At 71.2% G+C, this 16,996-nt stretch carries 15 protein-coding genes and 3 pseudogenes; 9 read left to right on the forward strand and 9 right to left on the reverse strand.

Features of this window, described 5'->3' with window-relative positions; genetic code table 11:
- The first annotated feature begins 104 nt into the window (after positions 1 to 104).
- Positions 105 to 896: an ALF repeat-containing protein gene (locus ACZ5K7_RS11960; RefSeq protein ID WP_468912778.1), complete on the forward strand. Its 792-nt coding sequence runs from the start codon at positions 105 to 107 to the stop codon at positions 894 to 896.
- Between the two features lie 501 nt (positions 897 to 1,397).
- On the opposite strand, the gene ACZ5K7_RS11965 is transcribed toward ACZ5K7_RS11960, so the two are convergent.
- On the reverse strand, positions 1,398 to 2,126 hold the full coding sequence (locus tag ACZ5K7_RS11965) for a TetR/AcrR family transcriptional regulator (protein WP_468912780.1): 729 nt from the start codon (positions 2,124 to 2,126) through the stop codon (positions 1,398 to 1,400).
- Positions 2,127 to 2,215: 89 nt separating this feature from the next.
- On the opposite strand from ACZ5K7_RS11965, the gene ACZ5K7_RS11970 reads away from it, so the two are divergent.
- The 3 genes and pseudogenes from ACZ5K7_RS11970 to ACZ5K7_RS11980 all read left to right on the forward strand — a co-directional run.
- Positions 2,216 to 3,076: an SDR family oxidoreductase gene (locus ACZ5K7_RS11970; protein WP_468912783.1), complete on the forward strand. Its 861-nt coding sequence runs from the start codon at positions 2,216 to 2,218 to the stop codon at positions 3,074 to 3,076.
- 12 nt (positions 3,077 to 3,088) lie between these two features.
- Positions 3,089 to 3,214: pseudogene (locus ACZ5K7_RS11975) on the forward strand (IS481 family transposase); the annotation flags it as partial.
- A 510-nt stretch (positions 3,215 to 3,724) separates the two neighbouring features.
- A pseudogene (locus tag ACZ5K7_RS11980) lies at positions 3,725 to 4,237 on the forward strand (carbohydrate binding domain-containing protein); the annotation flags it as partial.
- A 20-nt stretch (positions 4,238 to 4,257) separates the two neighbouring features.
- Here the strand turns inward: ACZ5K7_RS11980 and ACZ5K7_RS11985 are convergent.
- Both ACZ5K7_RS11985 and ACZ5K7_RS11990 read right to left on the reverse strand, forming a co-directional pair.
- Positions 4,258 to 4,503, reverse strand: a pseudogene (locus ACZ5K7_RS11985) (ISAzo13 family transposase); the annotation flags it as partial.
- An 81-nt stretch (positions 4,504 to 4,584) separates the two neighbouring features.
- Positions 4,585 to 5,346: a DeoR/GlpR family DNA-binding transcription regulator gene (locus tag ACZ5K7_RS11990; protein ID WP_351703313.1), complete on the reverse strand. Its 762-nt coding sequence runs from the start codon at positions 5,344 to 5,346 to the stop codon at positions 4,585 to 4,587.
- Positions 5,347 to 5,435: 89 nt separating this feature from the next.
- Between ACZ5K7_RS11990 and ACZ5K7_RS11995 the strand changes: the two genes are divergently transcribed.
- Both ACZ5K7_RS11995 and ACZ5K7_RS12000 read left to right on the forward strand, forming a co-directional pair.
- Positions 5,436 to 6,638: an MFS transporter gene (locus ACZ5K7_RS11995; protein ID WP_468912786.1), complete on the forward strand. Its 1,203-nt coding sequence runs from the start codon at positions 5,436 to 5,438 to the stop codon at positions 6,636 to 6,638.
- A gap of 82 nt (positions 6,639 to 6,720) precedes the next feature.
- Positions 6,721 to 7,347, forward strand: a complete 627-nt coding sequence (locus ACZ5K7_RS12000) for an HAD-IA family hydrolase (RefSeq protein WP_468912788.1) — start codon at positions 6,721 to 6,723, stop codon at positions 7,345 to 7,347.
- 75 nt (positions 7,348 to 7,422) lie between these two features.
- Here the strand turns inward: ACZ5K7_RS12000 and ACZ5K7_RS12005 are convergent, their stop codons facing one another.
- Positions 7,423 to 8,043: a hypothetical protein gene (locus ACZ5K7_RS12005; RefSeq protein WP_468912790.1), complete on the reverse strand. Its 621-nt coding sequence runs from the start codon at positions 8,041 to 8,043 to the stop codon at positions 7,423 to 7,425.
- Between the two features lie 191 nt (positions 8,044 to 8,234).
- On the opposite strand from ACZ5K7_RS12005, the gene ACZ5K7_RS12010 reads away from it, so the two are divergent.
- The gene (locus ACZ5K7_RS12010; RefSeq protein ID WP_351703301.1) at positions 8,235 to 8,447 is read left to right on the forward strand and encodes a hypothetical protein; all 213 of its coding nucleotides are present in this window, start codon (positions 8,235 to 8,237) and stop codon (positions 8,445 to 8,447) included.
- Between the two features lie 297 nt (positions 8,448 to 8,744).
- Here ACZ5K7_RS12010 and ACZ5K7_RS12015 read toward each other — a convergent pair whose 3' ends face one another.
- The 4 genes from ACZ5K7_RS12015 to ACZ5K7_RS12030 are packed head-to-tail and all read right to left on the reverse strand — an operon-like array spanning position 8,745 to position 13,585.
- Positions 8,745 to 9,917 (reverse strand): XdhC family protein, encoded by a 1,173-nt coding sequence (locus ACZ5K7_RS12015; RefSeq protein ID WP_468912793.1) that lies wholly within the window; start codon positions 9,915 to 9,917, stop codon positions 8,745 to 8,747.
- Complete coding sequence (locus ACZ5K7_RS12020; protein ID WP_468912795.1) at positions 9,910 to 12,036, reverse strand: xanthine dehydrogenase family protein molybdopterin-binding subunit; 2,127 nt, start codon at positions 12,034 to 12,036, stop codon at positions 9,910 to 9,912. The genes ACZ5K7_RS12015 and ACZ5K7_RS12020 overlap by 8 nt, the downstream gene beginning before the upstream one ends.
- Entirely contained in the window at positions 12,033 to 13,025 is a 993-nt protein-coding gene (locus tag ACZ5K7_RS12025) for an FAD binding domain-containing protein (RefSeq protein WP_468912797.1), read from the reverse strand. Before ACZ5K7_RS12025 ends, ACZ5K7_RS12020 begins: the two co-directional genes overlap by 4 nt.
- On the reverse strand, positions 13,022 to 13,585 hold the full coding sequence (locus tag ACZ5K7_RS12030) for a (2Fe-2S)-binding protein (protein WP_468912799.1): 564 nt from the start codon (positions 13,583 to 13,585) through the stop codon (positions 13,022 to 13,024). The genes ACZ5K7_RS12025 and ACZ5K7_RS12030 overlap by 4 nt, the downstream gene beginning before the upstream one ends.
- Positions 13,586 to 13,818: 233 nt before the next feature.
- Here ACZ5K7_RS12030 and ACZ5K7_RS12035 point away from each other — a divergent pair, with 233 nt between their 5' ends.
- Positions 13,819 to 14,418, forward strand: coding sequence for a TetR/AcrR family transcriptional regulator (locus ACZ5K7_RS12035; RefSeq protein ID WP_351703286.1), 600 nt, complete (start codon positions 13,819 to 13,821; stop codon positions 14,416 to 14,418).
- Between the two features lie 207 nt (positions 14,419 to 14,625).
- Here the strand turns inward: ACZ5K7_RS12035 and ACZ5K7_RS12040 are convergent, their stop codons facing one another.
- On the reverse strand, positions 14,626 to 15,078 hold the full coding sequence (locus ACZ5K7_RS12040; protein WP_351703283.1) for a MarR family winged helix-turn-helix transcriptional regulator: 453 nt from the start codon (positions 15,076 to 15,078) through the stop codon (positions 14,626 to 14,628).
- A 253-nt stretch (positions 15,079 to 15,331) separates the two neighbouring features.
- On the opposite strand from ACZ5K7_RS12040, the gene ACZ5K7_RS12045 reads away from it, so the two are divergent.
- On the forward strand, positions 15,332 to 16,849 hold the full coding sequence (locus ACZ5K7_RS12045; RefSeq protein ID WP_468912802.1) for a GMC family oxidoreductase: 1,518 nt from the start codon (positions 15,332 to 15,334) through the stop codon (positions 16,847 to 16,849).
- Positions 16,850 to 16,996: the final 147 nt, after the last annotated feature.

The raw sequence follows: 16,996 nt of genomic DNA on the forward strand, positions 1-16,996 counted from the left end.
TGAGGATCGGTTCGATGGCGCGGCTGCCGTGAATTGTGTTGATCCATGCATCTGGCATGTGGATGCTTCATACCGACCGACACACCGAGTACGGAGGCACATCCATGAGACCGACCCGCGCCGCGATGCTGGTCGCCGCGATTGTTCTGACGCCCGCCCTCCTCTTCACCGCACCGGCCTTCGCGGCCGACGCGTCCACGACCGCCACGTCCACCACGCCCGTCACACCCACGCCTGCCACGGCCTGCCCGGACATCTCGCCCGACACCGGGACCCCCGTCGATGAGCTGACGGACGACCAAGTCAGGGCCGCGATCCAGGACATCCTCACGGACGACAACGCCGGGACGGGCGTTCTGCGCGAGGCCAACGAGGCGCTGAGCGGTACGGCGGACGACATGCGTGCCTTCCTGGAGACGGGATGCCGCCTCGCCCAGGCCGAGGACGACTCCGTCACGGTCGCCCGGATCCTCGCCGTGGCCACCCGGAACGGCGACAAGAGGGTGATCAGGGAGGCCAACGCCGCCCTCGACGCCAACACCCCGGAATCGCTGCGCGCCTTCCTGGAAAAGGGGTACGCCCAGGCCCAGGCCGAGGACGACTCCGTGGCCGTGGCCCACATCCTCTTCGTGGCCACGCAGAACGGTGACAAGAGGGTGATCAAGGAGGCCAACGCCGCCCTCGACGCCGGTACCGCCGAAGCCCTGAGCTACTTCCGGTGGACCGGATACCGGCTCGCGCAGGCCGAGGACGACTCCGTGTACATCGTCCACATGCTCACGGACCCGAACATCAGCGACGCCATGTTCGACGCGATCCAGGCGGTCCTCGACGACGGCAGCCCGGAGGCCCTCCGGTACTTCCGGACGGTCGGCCAGTACGAGATCGACGGCTGAGCACAGCCGCAGAAACCCGACTTACCAGGCCGGGCCGGGCCGCCCCCGGCCCGGCAACGCCGCAGGCGGGCCCGCGCAGCCCCGCGTCCGCGGCAAGATCCGCCGGACAGGCCTCGGTCGCGGTTCGCCCATGGATACCGGCGGTACGTGCAGACCGAGTTGAAGCACGACCGCAGTGTGTCCGGCGTCGTGGACGGATACGGCCTGATGTTCCGTGTCACGGTCGAGTTCCAGGCCGTCGATCCGGCAGCGGACGATGCGGCCAGGCGGACGGCGGCGGGAGGGACCGTCGCCGCACCGCCGGTGTTCCGCGAGGTCCGTTGGCATGGCGACATGGTGAGCCTGTTCCATCCCCAGTCTGGGGTGGGTCAGGTTCATGGCAATGGGCAGGGGAAGTCGGCCGGAGCCGTGTGGTCGCCCACTGTCTCATCTCGTGGACGCCGCTTCATCGCACGATCTCTCCTCGGGGATTCAACCTGCACGTTGACCCCTGACGCACGATCACGCATGCGGCGCGCCACCGTCCGCCGCCAGGCGCGTGAGCCACTCACGCAGCAGGCACTGCTCGGCGTCGCTCAGGACATCGGCGTCGTCGGGGAGGGCGGCGCGCAGCGCGCGGGCCGCCGCGGCGGCACCGGACTCCGCGGCGAGGACCACCGGCTCGGCACGAGTGACGGCCGCGACCATGGACTCGCGCAGGACGGTCAGCAGCACCGGATTGCGGCGGTCCGCGGGGGTGGAGTGCCAGACGGTGACCGCTCCCTGGCCGGTCGCCTGGATGATCTGGGCTGCCAGCTCCTCGTCGACCCGCAACCAACCCCCGGCCGCCAGCCGACGCACCCGCCCATGGAGGATCTCCAAGCCCGCGCGGTGTGCCGCGTCCGGTCCCTGGCCGACGGCCCGGTTCATCACCGCGAACAACTCGGGGCGGGAGACCCCGAACTCGACCACCATGTCCCAGCCGCGGCGCAGTTCCTCCACGGGGTCCTGCGGGGCGGGGTCGAGCTGCGCGTGCTTCCTCTCCAGGAACTGCGCGTAGCCGTGCTCCGCGACGGCTTCGAGGAGCCCCTCCTTGTCGCCGAAGAGGCGGTAGATCGCCGGCGGCTGCATTCCGGCCGCGGCGGCGACCGCGCGGGTGCTCACCGCGTCGGGGCCGCCGTTCTCCAGCAGCGCGACGGCTGCCTCGACGATGCGGTGCCGAGGGCTGCCGGCTGAGTCACGCGTATCCATGAACCGATGATACCGAGGATCTATTTCCATCGGAAATTCCAGTGTTACCGTTGAAATGATTCCATCGGAAGCATTGTCGGGAGAAGCCAATGATCATCGTCACCGGAGCCACCGGAAAGCTCGGCCGCCGCACCGTCGAGCACCTCCTGGAGCGCGTACCCGCCCACCGCGTCGGCGTCAGCGTCCGCGACCCCCGCAAGGCCCAGGACCTCGCCGGCCGCGGCGTCCGCGTCCGGCAGGGCAGCTTCGACGACCCCGCCTCGCTCGTGCACTCCTTCGAGGGCGCCGAGCAACTGCTCCTCGTCTCCCTCGACCGCACGGGCCAGGAGTGCGTCAGCGGCCACCGCGCGGCCATCGACGCGGCCGTCCAGGCCGGCGCAGGCCGCATTCTCTACACCAGCCAGATGGGCGCCGCCGACGACGCCCGCTTCCAGGCATGCCGCGACCACGCCCAGACCGAGGACCTGCTGCGCGCCACCGGCCTGCCCTGGACCGCGCTGCGCAACGGCTTCTACGCCTCCAGCGCCCTGCACTTCCTGGAGTCCACCCGCCACACCGGCGACATCGCCCTGCCCGCCGACGGCCCCGTCGCCTGGACCGGCCACGACGACCTCGCCGAGGCCACCGCGGTGATCCTCGCCGAGGAGGCCCGCTTCGAGGGGCCCACCCCGCCGCTCACCGGCCCGGCAGCGCTCGACTTCGACACCGTCGCCGAGATCGCGTCCGAGACCACCGGAAGGCCCTTCACCCGCACCGTCGTTCCCGACGACGTCTTCCGCGAGCAGGTCCTGGCGCACGGCGCCCCGGCCCCGATCGCCGACCTGATGCTGAGCATCTTCGCCGCGGCGCGCAATGGCGAGTTCGCCGCCGTCGACTCGACGCTGGCCGAGCTGATCGGGCGAAAGCCCGCCACCTTCCGCACCCAGCTGGAGCGTGCCTGGGCCGAATAGATCCAGTGGGGCACGACACCGCACCGAACCCCTGCAGATGTCGAGAACTGCAGCTGCGAGCCACGACGCGAACGCAAGCCCGGCCCTGCACGGATCGGCCCGATCATGGGCATGCCCAGCTCGACGGTCCACCGCCTCAACGCCCGTTCGACGTAAGGCCGTTCCTGACCTCGCGGGCGTCGAGCATGGCTTCCCCGGGTGCGGCGCCGGCTGAACCTCCGGGGCTGTCCCTGCGTATGAATTCCACAGGGACAGCCCCGGTCTCCGCCACGGGACGGAAGGAAGAGCACCGTGCCCACACCGCCCGCGTCCGACGCACCGGACGACCGCACCGCGCTGGAGCCGATTCGCGTGCTGCGCCCGCGCAACACCGACGCGCTGGCGCAACTGCTCGACGACATACGCCAGGACAAGGACTACCGCGGCCACCCAACCGTGGCCGCACCCGTCCCCCTCACCCCGACCGACGGCGAGACAGAGGAACTCCCGCCTGTCCCCAGCGGCAGGACGCGGGAACTCCCCGCACACGCCGGCCACACCCGCCCGCCGCGTCCCGTGGACCGCCCGCGCCTGGGACCGGGGCAGCGCCGCGCGGCCGTGGCGATCGCGGTCGCCGCGGCGGCCGTCGTCGGCTTCGGCTGCTCTCTCCTGATCCCCAGCCCCAGCGAGGCCACCCCGACCGCCCCCTCGGCGAGCGCGTCGGCCGCCCCGGCAACGGCCGCCCCGACGTCGGCGGCCCCGAGCGCGGTCGGAGCCGCCGACGTCCTGACCAACCCAGGCTTCGAGTCGGGCGGTCTCCCGCCGTGGAACTGCGCCGGCGACCCGGGCTCGATCGTCTCCTCCCCCGTCCACGGGGGCTCCAAGGCCCTCCAGGGGAAGGTGAGTTCGAGCGACACCGGGCAGTGCGACCAGACCGTCGCGGTACGGCCGAACACCACCTACTCACTCAGCGGCTGGGTCCGCGGCTCCTACGTCTACCTGGGCGTGAACGGCGGCGCCTCCACCTGGACCACATCCCCGACCGGATACAGCCGACTGGCCGTCTCCTTCACCACAGGCGCCTCCCAGACCAGCGCGACGATCTACGTGCACGGCTGGTACGCACAGGGCGGCTACTACGCCGACGACATCACCCTGAACGGGCGCGGCGGCGGGGGTGGGACCTGAGGGCTCACAGAGAATCAACATGCTGATGTGATCTCCGTGGGACTGCTGTGCGCGAGGAACGCGGTGACGTCGGCGGGTGTGCGGAACCTTGCTGTCGAGGGTGGAACGGTGTGGCCGTGCTCGGCCGGGAGCGGCCGGACTCGGCACACGGCCCTGGTGAGGGTGCTGCCGTTGACTCCGAAGAGCTGGGCGAGCAGGTCTCGTGTGCCGACTTCGCGCAGGTGGAGCCGGCCCGCGATGGTCTCGGCGGCGGCCCGCAGGCTGAAGCCCTCCGCACGCGGCGGGTCCCCGACCGTGACCACGCTCACCCCACATCTCACGACCGATGGCCGACGGTCCGGTCAGACGGCCTTGACGACGGTGCCAGTGCCTTCGAGTGCGGTGACCTCGTCGACGGGTGCCGCGGTGTCGGTGACGAGGGTGTGCAGGAGTGTGGAGGGACCGACGTAGGCGTAGGCGGTGTGACCGAGCTTGCTGCCGTCGGCGGCGACGATGACGCGGCGCGTGGAGGCGATGCCGGCCTTCTTCACAGCCGCGTCGTCGAGGTCGTAGGCGGTCAGGCCCTGGGCCGCACTGAGACCGCAGCAGCCCATGACGGCGGTGTCGAAGCGCAGTGCCGCCAGGGACGCGAGGGTGAGGGGACCGGTGAGGGCTCCCTCGGCTGCCCGAGGCTGCCCGCCGGGCACCATCAGTGTGGCCGGGCCCGGGCCCTCGCCGAGTACGTGGATGGCCTGCAAGGACAGGGGCATCACCGTGACCGGCCGCCGGCGCAGCAGGTGGGCGATCTCCAGACAGGTGGTGCCGCTGTCGAGGAGGACGGTCTCGCCGTCGGCGATGAGCGAGGACACCTCGGCGGCGATGCGGCGCTTGGCGTCGACGGCCTCGTGGGCACGCAGCGCGAAGGGCGGTTCCTCGCCCCTGAGCAGCAGGGTGCGCGCCCCGCCGCGGACCCGCTCCAGGACGCCCTGCGCGGCCAGCGCGTCGAGGTCGCGCCGGATGGTCATCTCGGAGGCGCCGGTCAGTTCGGCGAGTTCCTGGACCGTGGTCCTTCCCGTCTCCCGGACGGCCTGCGCGATCATCCCGTGCCGGTCTGCGTTGCTCATACCGCGATTGAACACCCCACGAAACGAACATTCAATGTGTGCGAAGAGACAGTATTCAACCGCCCAAGGTGTTCGTTACGGTCACTGTCATGAATAGTTCGCTCCGAGCCGCCCGAATAGCGACCTTTGTCTACTTCAGCCTGTGCGGCACTCTGATGGGCACCTGGGTGGTGAACATCCCCGCCGTCGAGGAACGCGTGGGCATCAGTCACGCGACGCTCGGTGGACTGCTGGTGCTGCTGGGGCTGGGAGCCTTCATCGGTATGCAGGTGGCCGGGCGTCTGACCGACTCCCTCGGGGCGCGCCTCGTCGTCCCCGCCACCGGCGTGCTGTGCAGCGCGGCCCTGGTACTGCCCGGCCTTCCCCGGGAGCCATGGACGCTGGCAGGTGCCCTGCTGGTCTTCGGATTCTGCAACGGCTGCCTGGACGTGAGCATGAACGCCCACGCCGTGCACGTGGAGAAGGCGTACGGCCGGCCCGTCATGTCGGCCTTCCACGCCACGTTCTCGGTCGGCGGCGTCCTCGCGGCCCTCGTCGGAGCGGCCACGGCGAGTGCCGGCCTGAGCCCGGCCGCGGGCATGGCCGCCATGGGAGCCCTGGGTATCGCGATCGCCCTGATATCGGCGCGCGCCCTGCTGCCGGCCGCACCCACCACTGCCGACACCGGCCCTGCGGGGGAGACCGGGCAACCGTCGGCCGCCGAGCGCCACGGCACCAGCAGGCGCATCTGGATCCTCGCCGCCCTGGCTCTCATGGTCATGCTGTGCGAGGGAGCCGCCAACGACTGGAGCGCGCTGCACCTGAAGGACGTCCTCGGCGCACCCACGAGCATCGCCGCCTTCGCGTACGGCACCTTCGCGGCGACCATGACCATCGGCCGGCTGCTCGCCGACCGCCTCGTCGCCCGGTTCGGGTCCATGGCGATCCTGCGCTACGGCGCGGCGACGGCCGCCGTCGGGATCACGATCGTGACCGTCTCCCCGTGGACAGGGGCCGCGTTCGCGGGGTGGGCGCTGTTCGGTCTGGGGCTGTCCGGCTGCGTCCCGCAGTTGTTCAGCGCGGCCGGGCACGCCGACCCCTCCGCCGCGGGGGCCAATGTCTCGCGTGTCGCCGGGCTCGGCTACGTCGGCATGCTCGCCGGCCCCGCCGCCATCGGCTGGCTGACCCACCTCGTCGCCCTGAACCACGCCTTCGTCCTGCTGATCCTGCTGTGTGCGATCACCGCCGTGGCCGCCGGGATCCTGCGCACCGGATCCGACCGCCCGCGCGAGACCGCACAGAGCAGCCACTGACCGCCTGTGCGGCACGGCTCACTCCGTGCCGCACAGGCTTCTCCTCCCGCCCCGGCCGCCAGAACCCGGAGGAAGCCTCACCATGCCCACCGGCCGCAGCATCGTGCTGTTCGACCTCTTCGGGGTCATCGCCCGCCACCAACGCCCGGGCGCCCTGGGAAAGATGGCCGCCCGCTGTCACACACCCACCGACGCCTTCACCACGGCATACTGGGCCTGCCGGCCGCCCTACGACGCCGGTCGGCAGTCCGCGCCCGCATACTGGACCGCCGTACTGCGACAGCTGTCCCTGTCGGTCGACGCGGACACCATCGAGGAACTGCGCCTCACGGACATCGACAGCTGGTCACGCGTCGACGACCGGATGGTCACCTACGCCCAGTCGCTCCGCGACGTCGCCGAGGTCGCCCTGCTGTCCAACATCCCCTCGGACCACGCGGACGCCTTCCTTGCCGCGCAGCCCTGGCTGCACCATCTGGACCACGTCGCCTTCTCCGGGAAGATCAAGGCGGCGAAGCCGGCCCCGGCCGCCTTCCAGCACTGCGTCGTCGCCATGCGGGCCGCCCCGACCGACTTCCTCTTCGTCGACGATCGCGAGGAGAACGTACGCGCCGCGCAGGCCATGGGTATGAACGGACACGTCTTCACCGATCGCGAGGAGCTGGCAGCCGTCATCGACAGCTGGTTGCCGACTCGAGGACACACGTGAAATTGACACACCCGCCACCACCTGACTCCTGGACCAACTGGCCTGGTACTGGTCGGATGAGCAACGGTGGCCCGGCTACCGGAAGAAGAGGTTGCTGTTGACGACCGCCGTCGCCAACCTGTCCGTCATGCTGGCCACGAGCCTGTGCCGCCAAGCGGGGTCAAGCAGGGCGGATCGGTACGCGCCGTCTTCGGCGAGACGCAGCCGCACTCTCAGGCCAACGTTTGGTTCCCCCCAGGCATTCGGGACCGGAAGGGCTTCACGGGCAGGGGCAGGGAGTAGCTCCGGGACGCGCGCGGGTACTTCCCTGTCGGGAGTCTCGTCCGTGCTGGCGTCCGCGGTCATGTCCTTCCGCTGGTCGCCCTGCTCGCGGTCCTCGATGTCCGCCAGGAACCAGAGGTTGTCGAACATGATGCTGACCTTGTCGATCGTCTCCGGCTCGACGTTGCGGATCCGTGCCGACAGGTCGACGGCGAGGGCGTCGACGAGGTCGACCCGTGGCAGCCGCGTGCTGGAGAAGGCGTTGTGAATGGTGGCCCGCGAGGCAAGGCGCACGCCGTTGCCCTGCAGAGCCTCTTCCATCGACGTCAGCGTCGGATACTTCGCGTAGGCGTGCAGTTGATGCAGGGCGTCGTTCAGTGCCCGATGGGCCTCTCCGGTCAGTACCGGCTTCTTCAGCCGTCCGGCACGCGCCATGCTCCACCCCCGCGTCCAACTACGTCCAACGACGTCTCAAAATAGTGCAGAACAACAGGTCGCGGCTGGTGTCTTCGAGGAATGTGACGGCACGGCAGATCGCCCGCGAGACGGGTGGATGCTCCTTCTCTCACACGGTGAGGACCGCACGGTTCTCCCGCCGGCTTCGTGGAAGAAGGACGCCCGTCACCATGATCGCTCTGATACTCCTGGCCCTCCTCGTCGTGGCGCTGGTCATCTGGCGCGCCATGGACAAGGCCAAGGAGGACGAGGTCGCCAAGATCGCCAGGTTCGCCCTGACGGTGATCGTGGTCCTCGTGCTTACCTACGTGGCCATCCGCGTCGTGCCGCCCGACGCGGTACCCGAGCTCCTACGTCTCGCGCTGAAGGCTCTCAAGGCCTGACGATCGCGACTGCCGTTTCCTGAGGCGCGCCCGCAGCACCGGTGTCTGACCGCGGGCGCCCCTCATGCATGCCGTGGAGGCCGCTCATCCGGTGCGCTGTGCACGCACGGGCCTGCTCGGCCTCCATGCCGACGTGACACCCCCTGGACCCGGAGGCCACTGGCAGGCCGCACGCAAGCGTCGCCCCTGGTCAACGCCCGTTCTGCGCACCGTCGGTGGCGTGCTCGGCGCACGGTTCGCCGCCGCGGTCGTCGCTGGCGCCGCGGCCGAACGGGCCGTGCGGGTCGCCGATTCCGGCTACACCGCCGCCTTCGCGCTCTCCGGCGCCGTCGCCTCCTCCGCCGTGATCGCGGCGGTCAGCCCAGCCCACTCCGCCGTACCCCGGTGAATCGGCGTCTCCGAGCCGGTCAGCGGTGCGCCCGTCCCGCCCCGCCGGATCGCGACGATCTCCGCCGCGATGGACAGCGCCGTCTCCTCGGGCGTACGGGCGCCGAGGTCGAGGCCGATGGGCGACCGGAGCCTGGCCAACTCCGCGTCTTCCAGACCGACTTCACGAAGCCTGCGCTCCCGGTCGGCGTGCGTGCGGCGGGAGCCCATCGCGCCGACGTAGGCGACCGGCAACCGTAGGGCCGCCTCCAGCAGGGGTACGTCGAACTTGGCGTCGTGGGTCAGCACGCACAGGACCGTGCGCGCGTCGGTCTCCGTACTCCGGAGGTAGCGGTCCGGCCAGTCGACCACGACCTCGTCCGCATCGGGGAAACGGGCCCGGGTGGCGAAGACGGGGCGGGCGTCGCACACGGTCACGTGATAGCCGAGGAGTTTTCCGGCGCGCACGAGTGCGGCGGCGAAGTCGATCGCACCGAAGACGATCATGCGGGGTGGTGGGACACGGGTCTCGATGAACAGAGTGAGGCCGCCGGGGCAGTGGGTGCCGTCCTCCGAGATTTCGAGGGTGCGGGTGCCTCCGGCGGTCAGCATGGCCAGGGCCTCGGCGGTGATGCGATCCACGGGGGTCACGGCCTCACGCCCCTGGGCGGGTGCGTGCACAGCTGTGCCGAGAAGCTCAGCGGGTCCACGGATCACCCTGGCCAGTGCCGTCGGCTCCCCCCGGGCCGCGGACGCCAGCGCCGCCTCGTACCGTTCTCTGTCCGGTGCGTCCCGCGTCACCGGAGTGACCAGGATCTGGATCACTCCCCCGCACGTCAGACCCACCGCGAAAGCGTCCTCGTCGCTGTAGCCGAACGTCTCCAGGACCGGCTCGCCGTCATCGAGAACCTGCACGCACAGGTCGTACACCGCCCCTTCCACACAGCCGCCGGAGACCGAGCCGATCGCCGTGCCCGCGCTGTCGACCGCGAGGGCGGCGCCGGGAGGGCGCGGCGCGCTGCCGCCGACGGACACCACCGTGGCGACGGCGAAGTCGCGGCCCTCCTCGGCCCACCTGCTCAGCTCCGCGGCGAGGTCAAGCATCCCGGCCCGCCAGCAGGACGCGGTCGGGGCGGATGGGCAGGCTGCGATGGCGTACGCCGGTCGCGTGCCAGACCGCGTTGCCGACCGCCGCCGCGGCGCCCACGATGCCGATCTCGCCGATGCCTTTGACGACGAGGGGGTCGTCGTCGTCCGGGTCCTCGGGCAGCCAGTCCGCCTCGATGAGTGGGACGTCGGCGTTGGCCGCGAAGTGGTAGCCCGCGAGGTCGGCTCCGATGTGGGCGCCCGAAGCCCGGTCCCGGACCGCCTCCTCGTGCAGGGCCATGGAGATGCCCCAGATCATGCCGCCGACGAACTGGTTGCGGGCGGTCAGCGGGTTGATGATCCGGCCCGGCGCGAAAATGCCGAGCATCCGGCGGACCCGTACCTCGCCGGTCATGACGTCGACGGCGGCTTCGGCGAAGTGGGCACCGTAGGAGTGCCGTTCCTTCTGCGGGAGTGCTGCGATGGCCTCCGCCGTGTTCGAGCGGACGGTGATGCCCTCCGGAGGGATGCCGCCGCCCAGGGCGAGTCGCTCGCGCAGTTCGTCGGCGGCCGCGGTGACCGCCCAGGACCAGGAGCTGGTGCCCATCGAGCCGCCCGCGATCATCGCCGGACCGAAGTCGCTGTCCCCGATCAGGACCTGGACGCGGTCCGGTGTCACCTCCAGCGCGTCGGCGGCGATCAGGGTGAGGGCCGTACGTGCGCCGGTGCCGATGTCCGCCGCGGAGATACGGACGGTGAAGCCGCCGTCGGCCTCGGCGGTCACGGCCGCCGTGGACGGAACGGCTCCGGCGTGGAAGCTCGCCGCCGCCGTTCCGGTGCCGAGCAGCCAGCGGCCGTCGCGGCGCAGACCGGGACGCGGATCGCGGTCCGCCCAGCCGAACCGCCGGGCGCCCTCCCGGAAGCAGGCGGTCAGACCGCGGCCGGCGAAGGGCAGCCCGGAGACGGGCCCCCTCTCGGGCTCGTTGCGGGCGCGCAGCTCGATCGGGTCGACCCCGCACTTCTCGGCCAGTTCGTCGAGCGCCGACTCCAGCGCGAACGACCCCGGTGCCTCGCCCGGCGCGCGCATCCAGGTCGGGGTCGGCACGTCGAGCCGTACGATCCGGTGGGCCGTGTGGTGGGCCGGGGCGTCGTACAGCACCCGGGCGGGCATGGCGCTGGGTTCCAGGAACTCGTGCACCGTCGAGGAGAGGTTCAGCGACCGGTGCTCCAGCGCGCGCAGCCGTCCGTCGGGGTCGGCGCCGAGCCTGACGCGCTGTGCCGTGGGGCTGCGGTAGCCGACCAGGGAGAACATCTGACGGCGGGTCAGCACGACGCGGACGGGGCGGCGCAGGAGGGTCGCGGCCATGACGGCGGCCACCTGGTGGGCGCGGACGCCCTTGGACCCGAAGCCGCCGCCGATGTGTTCGGAGCGTACGCGCACGGAGGCCGGGTCGAGCGAGAACAGGTTGGCGAGTTCGCCCTTCACCCAGATGGCGCCCTGGTTGGAGTCGACGACCTCGAGGCGGCCGCCGTCCCAGTGGGCGGTCGCCGCGTGGGGCTCCATCGGGTTGTGGTGTTCCTCGGGCGTGGTGTATTCGGCGTCCACGACGACGGCGGAGCGGGCGAGTTCGGCCTCAAGGTCGCCCTTCGCGGTCACGGCCGCGGCGTTGGGCACGTACGCCGCGGTGTACGCGTCCGGGCGTCCGTCGGCGAACGCTATGTCGTGCGGCTCCCGGTCGTAGTGCACCACGAGCGCCTCCGCGGCCTCCCTGGCCTGCTCGGAGGTCTCGGCGACGACCAGCGCCACGGGCCAGCCCGCGTGCGGCACCCGGTCGTGCTGGAAGAGCGCGATGGACGGGTCGGGCTTGTTCCCCATGAGCCCGTCGTAGTCGGTGTCGAGGTGCGGGGCGTTCCCGTGGTGCAGGACGGTGAGGACGCCGGGCATGGCCAGGACGGCGTCGGTCTCCACGGCGCGGATGCGACCGCGGGCGACCGTGGACAACACCAGCCAGCCATGGGCGAGTTCGGCGAAGGGGATCTCTGCCGCGTAACGGGCGGCGCCGGTGACCTTGTCGCGTCCCTCCACGCGGGTGTGCGCCGTGCCGACGGAGCCCTTCAGGGGGGTGACGGTGGTCATCGGGCTGCCTCCTCGGCGAGTTCGGTCAGCACGGCCACCACGAGGTTGCGCATCAGGGTCACCTTGTATCCGTTGTGCGGCAGGGGCCGGGCCGCGGCGAGTTCGGCGTCCGCGGCGGCGGCGAAGGTGCGGGCATCGGCCGGCGCGCCCTTGAGCACCCGCTCGGCCTCCAGGGCCCGCCAGGGCCTCGACGCGACCGCGCCCAGCGCCAGCCGCACCTCGCGTACCATTCCCGCCTCGACGTCGAGCGCGGCGGCGACCGACCCGATCGCGAACGCGTACGAGGCCCGCTCCCGCACCTTCCGGTAGCGCGAGGTGGCGGCGACCGGCGCGGGCGGCAGGGTGACGCCGGTGATCAGCGCGCCGGGCGGCAGGGCGGTCTCCCGGTGCGGGGTGTCGCCTACCGGCGGATAGAACTCGGCGAGCGGCAGTTCGCCGTGGGTGTCGGCCGTTTCGTAGGACACGACGGCGTCGAAGGCGGTGAGCGCCACGCCCATGTCCGACGGGTGTACGGCCACGCAGTGGTCGGAGGCGCCGAGGATCGCGGCGTTGTGGTGCTCGCCCGCGACGGCGGGGCAACCGCTGCCGGGGGTGCGCTTGTTGCACGGCTGGGTCACGTCGGCGAAGTAGCCGCAGCGGGTGCGCTGGAGCAGGTTCCCGCCGACCGTGGCCATGTTGCGCAGCTGCCCGGAGGCGCCGGCCAGCACCGCCTGCGTCAACGCCGGGTAGCGGCGCCGCACTTCGGGGTGGGCGGCGAGGTCGCTGTTGGTGACGGTGGCGCCGATCCGCAGGCCGCCGTCGGGTGTCGACTCGACGCGGTCCAGCGGGAGTTCACGTATGTCGACGAGCCGGGCGGGCCGCTCGACACCGGTCTTCATGAGATCGACGAGGTTGGTGCCGCCGCCGAGGAACCTCGCGTCCGGATCGGCTCCGAGCAGCGCGACCGCGCCGGAGACGTCGAGCGCACGCTGGTAGCCGAACTCCCTCACGCCGCCGCCTCCGTGGTCTCCGTCTCGGCCGCTGCCGCCCGGGCGACCGCCTGGACGATCGACACATACGCACCGCAGCGGCACAGGTTGCCGCTCATCCGCTCGCGGATCTCCTCGGCGGTCAGCGGCGGCGGTCCCGCCTCGGGCCGTACGTCGCCGGTGACGGCGCTCGGCCAGCCGGCCGCGTGCTCCTCGATCACCGCGACGGCCGAACAGATCTGGCCAGGTGTGCAGTAACCGCACTGGTAGCCGTCGAGGTCGAGGAAGGCCTGCTGCACGGGGTGCAGCCGTTCGCCGTCGGCCAGCCCTTCGACGGTGGTGATCTCCCGCCCCTCGGCGGCCACCGCCAGTTGCAGACAGGCCACGGCCCGCCGGCCGTCGACCAGGACCGTGCAGGCCCCGCACTGTCCCTGGTCGCAGCCCTTCTTGGTACCGGTGAGAGCAAGCCGCTCACGCAGGGCGTCGAGGAGGGTGGTCCGATGGTCGACGGACAGGGAGTGTTTCTCGCCGTTGATGTTCAGGGTGATGGCGCTGTGCGTCGACGGACCGGCCAAAGCCATGATCAGCCTTCTTTCGCAGGTCCGGAACACGCCCAGAAGACGGTCCGGCACTCAGGCGTAATGGAAAATCGGATGCACCGGGAGACAAAGAGGCAGCTCAGTACGTGGCTGGATCAGCTCGGCCAGGGCTATGATGGATCCAACCGGACAACTGTCCGCTACCAGGGAACGTACCGGACAGTTGTCCGCTTCGCAAGGCCGGGCCCCTCCGCGAGCCCGTGAGGAGGGCACGAGTGCCGGAGAAGAAGGACGCACCGTTGCGCTCCGACGCGCAGCGCAACCGCGAACGCATCCTGGAAGTGGCACTGGCCGAACTGACCCGCTGCGCCGACGCCCCGCTGAGCGCGATCGCCAAGAAGGCGGGCGTCGGCCAGGGCACGTTCTACCGCAACTTCCCCAACCGCGAGGCGCTCGTCCTGGAGATCTACCGCCACGAGATGCAGCAGGTCGCCGACTGCGCGGCCCACCTGCTCGAGACCCGGGAACCCGACCGGGCCCTGCGCGAGTGGATGGACCGACTCGCCCGGTTCGCCATGGCCAAGGCCGGTCTGGCCGACGCGATCCGTCAGGTCACGGGTACGGCGGCGAAGCCCGAGTACACCCCGGTGACCGCCGCGTCCGAACTCCTGCTCCGCGCCGCCGAGAAGGCCGGCACCATCCGCCCCGGCGTCACCGCGGACGACTTCTTCCTCGCCATCGTCGGCCTCTTCACGATCGATCCGCAGGGCGACTGGGAAGCGCGCGCCGCCCGCCTCTTCGACCTGGTCATGGACGGACTGCGGGTGGGAGCGCCCGGGGCGAAGGCCGACCGGACAGGACGCGAGCCCCTGTAGACGGGGCGGCACAGGAAGTCCCCGGCACGGAAGCTCACCCCTTCGGTCGACGGGGCCGAAGGGCCGACCCCCCTCCGTCGTGCGATCACGGGCACCAGGTGAACGCACCGATCGCGCCCGGTCACGTCGAGACACCCACGCGCGGGAGGTCCCGGACACGACGGGTGTGTCCGGGACCTCCCGCATACAGGATTGCGGCGACGGAACTCAGTCGAGGTGCTCGCCCACCGATTCGAACTGCCTCGCCATGGCCGACAGCGACCGGCCGTCGAGATGGTCCATGACCCGCTTCCGGGCGCTCGCCAGGTGGACCGGATAGGCCGCCTGAAGTCGCTTCAGCCCTTCCGGGGTGAGAGTCGTGACATTCCCCCGGGCGTCACCCTCGTAGCGCCGTTTGACGACCTGACCGCGACGCTGCAGCGCATCCACGACACGGGTGATACGACTCGCGGACAGCGCGGTCGCCGAGGCGAGATCGGTCATGCGCAGTTCCTGCCTCTCGGCCTCGGATAGGTTCATGAGCACGAGGTACTCGGTGAGTGACAGCCCCGTGGAGCGCAGCAGATCGTCGTCCAGCGAGCGCGGCAGCGCGACGATGACGCGCATCAGGGCGCGCCAGAAGTGCTCTTCCTGAGCGCCCAGGGGACCTTCGACGGTCATCCCCACACATTAGCGTGCTCAAGCAACGAATCTCAACAACCGGCCACCGGTCAAAGGCCGGGGCAGTGCTGCGCGACGGCAGGTGTGCACCGTCCGCGGCGTCCTGGAGCAGCGGGCCATCGCGGTCCGCCTCTCGTCGTCGCCCGGCGGGATGGGCACCGAGTTGACAGCCCAAGCCTCATGACTGAAGGTTCATTCACCTGGTGCCGACTGAGGCCGGGCGGTACATCCTCTTTGCTTCCGTGGAGTTCAAATGCGGTTTACCGCAACGAAGTTCGACTACGTGATCGTGGGGGCCGGCAGCGCGGGGTGCGTGCTCGCGGCAAGGCTGTCGGAGGAGGAAGGCGCACGGGTCCTCCTCCTGGAAGCGGGGGCGGAACCGCCGCCCGAGTCGGCGATTCCCGCCGCATGGCCCGTGTTGCTCGCCGGCGAGACGAGTTGGCCCGACGCGACCGTGGTGCAGCAGGCGCTCGGTGTGTCGCTGCCCTGGCCCCACGGCCGGGCCGTCGGAGGGTCGTCGGCGATCAACGCGATGCTGCACCTTCGGGGCCACCGCTCGGGGTACGACGCCTGGTCGGCGGCCGGTGCCAAGGGGTGGGGCTTCGACGAGCTGCTGCCCTACTTCCGTCGCACGGAGTCCGCACCTCACCGGGACGCCGCGCTCCGCGGCACGTCCGGCCCGTTGGCGGTCTCCCCCGCGGCCTCGCCGAGCCCGCTCGCCGTCTCCGTACTCGAAGCGGCCCAACAGGCCGGATACGCGCGGGCGGACGACGTCAGCGGCGGGCTGGAGGAGGGGTTCGGTTTTCCCGACCTCGCCATCGTGGAGGGACGTCGTCTGAGTGCGGCCGACGCCTATCTCACCCCTGCGCGGCGGCGGCCGAACCTGCGGGTGGTGACGGGGGCGCTCGTCCACCGGGTGCTCGTGCGCGGTGACCGTTGCGTCGGCGTCGAGTACTCCATCGGCTCGGAGCTCGTCAGGGTGTCGTGCGAACGGGAGGTCGTGCTGTGCGCGGGTGCCGTGGGCACACCGCAGGTGCTGCTGCGGTCGGGCATCGGACCGGCGTCCCACCTCTCCGAACTCGGCATCGATCCCGTGGCGGACCTTCCCGGCGTCGGGGAGAACCTGCACGACCACGCCACCGCCGGCGTCACCTACGCCACCGCCGAGCCGCCGCCCGACAGCATCAACCACAGCGAACTGATCGGCCTCGTACGCAGTCACCCCGCAGTGGCCGTGCCGGATCTCCAGGTCTTCCTCATCAGCGTGCCGCTCAACGCGCCGACGCTCCCGCTCCCCGAACAGGGCTACTCCATCGGGGTCGGCCTGATGACGCCCCACAGCCGTGGCACGCTGCGCCTGAGCAGTGCCGATCCGAGCAGCCCGGCGCTGATCGACCCGGGCTATCTCCGCGACCCGCGCGACCGGGACACGCTCGAAGCGGGCCTGCGCATCGTCCGGAGCATCGGCCGGGCGCCCGCGATGGCGGTCTGGCAGGGGGAAGAGGTCCTGCCGGGTCAGGACGTCCCCGACGCGTCCCTCGGCGACCATCTGCGGGACGGCGTGGCGACGTACTTCCACTACGTCGGCACCTGCCGCCTGGGCACGGACGAACTCGCGGTGGTCGACACGGAGTTGCGGGTCCACGGGGTCATCGGTCTGCGCGCGGCGGACGCCTCCGTGATCCCGGCGGTCCCCACGGCCAACACCCAGGCCACCGTCCTCGCCATCGCGGAACGCGCGGCAGCACTGATCCGGGAGCAGCGCGCCTGACGGTGTGACCGGTCCGCGGCACCCACCACTCCCCCTGGACGCAGGACCGCGGGCCCCTTCTGCCGGCCGCACCCGCAGTTCGCGACCGCCGAAGGGGCCCTCGGCCTCCCGCGTCCGTCGTGCTCGCGGAGAGCCCGAACTCCCGCT

This window comes from Streptomyces sp. NPDC031497, assembly GCF_055580905.1.

Excerpts from the sequence above, each read along its gene's own strand:
- ACZ5K7_RS12045 (WP_468912802.1), top strand. The coding sequence starts at position 15,332 with ATGCGGTTTACCGCAACGAAGTTCGACTACGTGATCGTGGGGGCCGGC.
- ACZ5K7_RS11995 (WP_468912786.1), top strand. The coding sequence starts at position 5,436 with ATGAATAGTTCGCTCCGAGCCGCCCGAATAGCGACCTTTGTCTACTTC.
- ACZ5K7_RS11965 (WP_468912780.1), bottom strand. The coding sequence starts at position 2,126 with ATGGATACGCGTGACTCAGCCGGCAGCCCTCGGCACCGCATCGTCGAG.
- ACZ5K7_RS12010 (WP_351703301.1), top strand. The coding sequence starts at position 8,235 with ATGATCGCTCTGATACTCCTGGCCCTCCTCGTCGTGGCGCTGGTCATC.
- ACZ5K7_RS11990 (WP_351703313.1), bottom strand. The coding sequence starts at position 5,346 with ATGAGCAACGCAGACCGGCACGGGATGATCGCGCAGGCCGTCCGGGAG.
- ACZ5K7_RS12020 (WP_468912795.1), bottom strand. The coding sequence starts at position 12,036 with ATGACCACCGTCACCCCCCTGAAGGGCTCCGTCGGCACGGCGCACACC.
- ACZ5K7_RS12005 (WP_468912790.1), bottom strand. The coding sequence starts at position 8,043 with ATGGCGCGTGCCGGACGGCTGAAGAAGCCGGTACTGACCGGAGAGGCC.
- ACZ5K7_RS12015 (WP_468912793.1), bottom strand. The coding sequence starts at position 9,917 with ATGCTTGACCTCGCCGCGGAGCTGAGCAGGTGGGCCGAGGAGGGCCGC.
- ACZ5K7_RS12000 (WP_468912788.1), top strand. The coding sequence starts at position 6,721 with ATGCCCACCGGCCGCAGCATCGTGCTGTTCGACCTCTTCGGGGTCATC.
- ACZ5K7_RS11970 (WP_468912783.1), top strand. The coding sequence starts at position 2,216 with ATGATCATCGTCACCGGAGCCACCGGAAAGCTCGGCCGCCGCACCGTC.
- ACZ5K7_RS12040 (WP_351703283.1), bottom strand. The coding sequence starts at position 15,078 with ATGACCGTCGAAGGTCCCCTGGGCGCTCAGGAAGAGCACTTCTGGCGC.
- ACZ5K7_RS12030 (WP_468912799.1), bottom strand. The coding sequence starts at position 13,585 with ATGGCTTTGGCCGGTCCGTCGACGCACAGCGCCATCACCCTGAACATC.
- ACZ5K7_RS11960 (WP_468912778.1), top strand. The coding sequence starts at position 105 with ATGAGACCGACCCGCGCCGCGATGCTGGTCGCCGCGATTGTTCTGACG.